The 4295-nt window shown below is 39.5% G+C and carries 4 protein-coding genes; all 4 read right to left on the bottom strand.

Translation table 11 applies throughout. The annotated features are described in order from the left end of the window. Nucleotides 1-1127 (bottom strand): glycogen/starch/alpha-glucan phosphorylase (locus AB685_RS27140; protein ID WP_241773396.1); only part of this gene is annotated, 1127 nt, incomplete at its 3' end. Continuing rightward, complete coding sequence (locus AB685_RS27135) at nt 1111-2550, bottom strand: glycogen/starch synthase (RefSeq protein WP_047973712.1); 1440 nt, start codon at nt 2548-2550, stop codon at nt 1111-1113. The genes AB685_RS27140 and AB685_RS27135, both read right to left, overlap by 17 nt. 23 nt (nt 2551-2573) lie before the next feature. Beyond that, on the bottom strand, nt 2574-3680 hold the full coding sequence (glgD, locus tag AB685_RS27130) for a glucose-1-phosphate adenylyltransferase subunit GlgD (RefSeq protein WP_047973711.1): 1107 nt from the start codon (nt 3678-3680) through the stop codon (nt 2574-2576). Nucleotides 3681-3696: 16 nt separating this feature from the next. Then, nucleotides 3697-4295 (bottom strand): sugar phosphate nucleotidyltransferase (locus AB685_RS27125; RefSeq protein WP_047973710.1); only part of this gene is annotated, 599 nt, incomplete at its 5' end.

Raw genomic sequence — 4295 nt, 5'->3', positions numbered from 1 at the left:
GGGAGGAGTTCTTTTACCATTTGTTCAGGCCATTTTTCTAAGGCTTCACTTAAGGTTGTATGATTGGTATAGGCAACTGTTTTAGTTGTTAACTCCCAAGCTTGATCCCAACCTAATCCTTCTTCATCCATTAAAAGACGCATTAATTCAGGAATAACGAGCGTTGGGTGAGTATCGTTAATTTGAATGGATATTTTTTCTGGTAGTTCCGATATTGGCTGTTCGGTTTTTTTGAATTGATTGAGAATGCTTTGAACGCCGGCGGATACTAAGAAGTACTGTTGTTTGAGACGTAGAAGTTTCCCTTCATAGGACGAATCATCCGGATAGAGAAATTCAGAAATTTTTTCTATCGACCGTTTGTAATCTAAGTAGTGGTAATAGTCTTTTCCGTGAACCGAATTGAAATGAAATGGGTTAGTCGTCGACTCTGCGCTCCAAAGTCTTAACGTATTCACATTATCTGTTCCGTAGCCAACAACTGGCACATCGTAAGGGACAGCTAACACTCGCTCGTACTCTACATGATCAAATGTAAGCTTTTGATCGACATAGGTTGGCTTCACTTCTCCTCCAAAGCGAACTTCAATCGCCTTCTCAGACCGTTTCGTCTCCCACATGTWGTCGTCTTTCAACCAATAGTCAGGCAGTTCAACCTGATAGCCGTTGACCATTTTTTGTTGAAAAAGACCGTACTTGTATCGAATGCCAATCCCGTGACCAGGTAAGTTGAGGGAAGCTAATGAGTCTAGAAAGCAAGCAGCTAATCTACCGAGGCCACCGTTTCCAAGGCCTGCATCTGCTTCTTCACTAAATACCTCACTTGGCTCAAAGTTATAATCATGTAAAGTATCACAACATACGTCATACCACCCATGATTTAAGAGGTTCGTTTCAAGTAAACGACCTAACAAGAACTCCATTGAGAAATAATACATTTGTTTTTCGTCGTTACTTAAATGAACTTGCTTTGTTTTCTGCCAGTTACTATTCACTTCTTTTTTGACAAGAAGGGCAATGGCTTGGAATGCTTCTTTGTTGGTTGCTTCATCTGGACGTTTACTAAACGTGGTTAATAGTTTTTCTTGGAATTGRGCTGCAAAGGTCTCTTTATTCATCGGTTTCATCCCACGCTCCTTCATTTACTAGATGTTTATAGACATCCTCATACGCTTTTGCCGATTGACTCCAGTCGAACATTGACGTGTATATATTGTGTTGCAACTGCTTCCACAGTGCTTMTTCTCTATATAGCCACAAGCCACGCCTCACMGTATAAAGAAAGTCTTCTTCTTTGTAATTCGTGAAGCTCAGGCCATTTCCTTCTCCTGTAAACTCATTAAAAGAAAGAATTGTGTCTTTTAAGCCTCCCGTTTCGCGTACAATAGGCACTGTTTCATAGCGTAGAGCAATTAATTGACTTAGCCCGCATGGTTCAAATTTAGAGGGCATCACAAGAAAGTCAGAGGCAGCATAAATAAATGAGGCAAGTTCTTCATTAAAGCCACGGTAAAAAGCAACACGGTCAGGGTAGCGCTGGGCAAGTTGTTCAAATTGCTCTTCAATCACAGGATCTCCTGAACCTAAGCATACAAATTGGACATCTTCTGCTTGTAGTAAGTCATCGAACGTATTAGTGACAAGATATACACCTTTTTCCTCTACTAATCTTGAAATAAGAGAAATGAGTGGAGTGTGCTCGCTGATTGTTAAGCCTAGTTTATCTTGAAGGGCTTTTTTATTTTCTCGTTTTCGTTCAGGCTGATGATGATATGTAACGGGGATATGAAAATCAGTCGACGGATTAAAATATCCCTCATCAATCCCATTTATAATGCCTGTCAAAGAATGATTCCTTTCTCTAAGTAAAGAATCAAGCCCTTCTCCGAAAGCAGATGATTGAATTTCTTTTGCATACGTAGGGCTGACGGTTGTAATCCAATCAGCATGAACTATAGCAGCCTTCATAAAGTTAATMGCCCCGTTGTGATCAAGCCCAATTTGATGTTGCTTATCTAAGTGAAGCAACTCATTAAAGATCGAATGAGGGAAGACGCCTTGGTACCTAAGGTTATGAATAGTAAAGACCGTTTTAACCTTGTGCGAATAGGCTCCTGCTTTAATGTAAGCAGGAAGTAATCCTGTTTGCCAATCGTGACAATGTAGTACATCAGGATGGAGAGCTAGTTTTTCCATCGATTCAAGGACTGCGTGTGTAAAAAAGGTGAATCGTTCGCCATCATCTTCTTGGCCATAGAAGGGCTTACGATCAAAGTAATAGTCATTTTCGATAAAGTAGTAAGTTACGTTTTTCTCTTTATAAGATAGGATGGCACAATGTTGATTGCGCCATGTTACAGAAACAGAAAAGGTCTCAACCCATTCAAGCTGCAATAAGATAGGAGTTGGGATCGATGTCGATTTTGGTAGGAAGACAATCAGTTCATGAGCTAATGCACTTAAAGCATGCGGGAGCGAACCGATTACATCTGCAAGGCCTCCCGTCTTAAAGAAGGGTGTACATTCTGTTGCAACCATGACTACTTTCATTGAAGGTTTCTCTCCTTTAGCATTTAGATCACCTTTCGCTTTGCTACAACGTAAGGTTGCGTATATGCGCCTATTAAGGTCTTATTTGAGGTGAGGGTAATATCTTTATCTAAGATGACATTTCTAAGCACTGTTCCCTTTTCAACGATGCACCGTTGCATAATAATGGAGTTTTCAATAATGGCACCACTTTCTACTTTCACCCCGCGAAAGAGAATGCTATTGGTGACTTCACCTTCAATTACACATCCATTAGCGAGTAAGGAATTCCTTACCTTTGAACCCTTTTTATAAACCGTTGGCGGCTCGTTTTTTATTTTGGTCAATAATGGTTTTTTTGATAAAAATAATTGAGCAAAATGCTGATCAGAAAGTAGCTTCATACTTTCTTGATAATAAGAAGGTAATGAATCAATAACAGCTAAGTAGCCATTATAGGAGTAGCTTGTGATATGCAGTCGATCTGCATTCGTCATAATCCCCWCTTCAAATAAAAGTGATTTACCTCTTGATATACAAGAGTCCACTAAATCGAGAAGAAGATCCTTCTTAATGATGTACGTATTCATATAATGATTTGGGTTATCTGAGTCATTAGAAAGAGCTGTTGCATGTCCTTTTTCATCTATAACCAACTTTTTTGAAAAACGATTGTCACTCAAGATACTTGGGTTGTGCTGATAAACAACCGTCACATCAGCTTTTGTATGAAGGTGATGGTTAAATACCTCCTCAAAATCAATCCTGCTTACATGCTGACTGCCTGTTATTAATACATGATCAGCATGGCCACGAGCAAAGAAATCGCGATTATTATGAAAATGCTGGAGTTCTCCTTTAGAAATATCAGTTGGATCATTCCAATCTGGAGGTAAAATAAATAGGCCTCCTTTTACATGGTCGAGATCCCATGCCTTTCCATTCCCCAAGTGATCCATTAATGATCGATATTTTCTTCTTGTAAAGACGGCGATCTCTGACATATTCGCATTCACCATATTGGATAAAACAAAGTCGATAAGACGATAACGCCCACCAAATGGTACAGCGGCTCCGCAGCRGAAATACGTAAGCTCACCAAGTAAATCTTGTTCAGCATCTAAGTWAATWACTCCCATTAATCTGTTCAATGAATAAACAGCCTCCTTACGTCAACATCGTTAACGCTTCAAATTTTGTTTCGTTATCAATGACGATAATCTCTTCTTTTTGTGAACTGATAACTGTGTCATCTGGTATAGTCGTTCCTTCTGTGACTATGACATTTTTTAATTGAACACGTTGACCGACTTTGACATTAGGCATCAATATTGAGCCACTAACCATACTATGCTTACCAACTTCCACTCCGTGAAACAGAATCGATTTTTGAAGTCTTCCATATACAAGACACCCTTCATTAATGAAGGACTGACTAACTTTAGCTGAATTAGCTACATATTGAGGTGGCTGGTTAGGGTTCGCAGAATAAATTCTCCAGTTATCTTCATTAAGACGAAGAGGAGAGTCTGGATCTAGCAAGTCCATACTAGCTTCCCAATAACTTTGAACGGTTCCAACGTCTCTCCAATAGCTAGAAAAAGGATAGGCTACAAGCTTGCAATGATCATCAAGCATGGCAGGTATAACGTTTTTACCGAAGTCATGTTCAGACTCTATGTCGCTCGCATCGGCCATAAGAAATTGTTTTAAATAGGACCACGTAAAGAGATAAACGCCCATTGAAGCTAGATTACTTTTAGGAG

It is taken from the genome of Bacillus sp. LL01, assembly GCF_001037965.1.
This window is presented reverse-complemented; position numbering and strand designations above follow the sequence as displayed.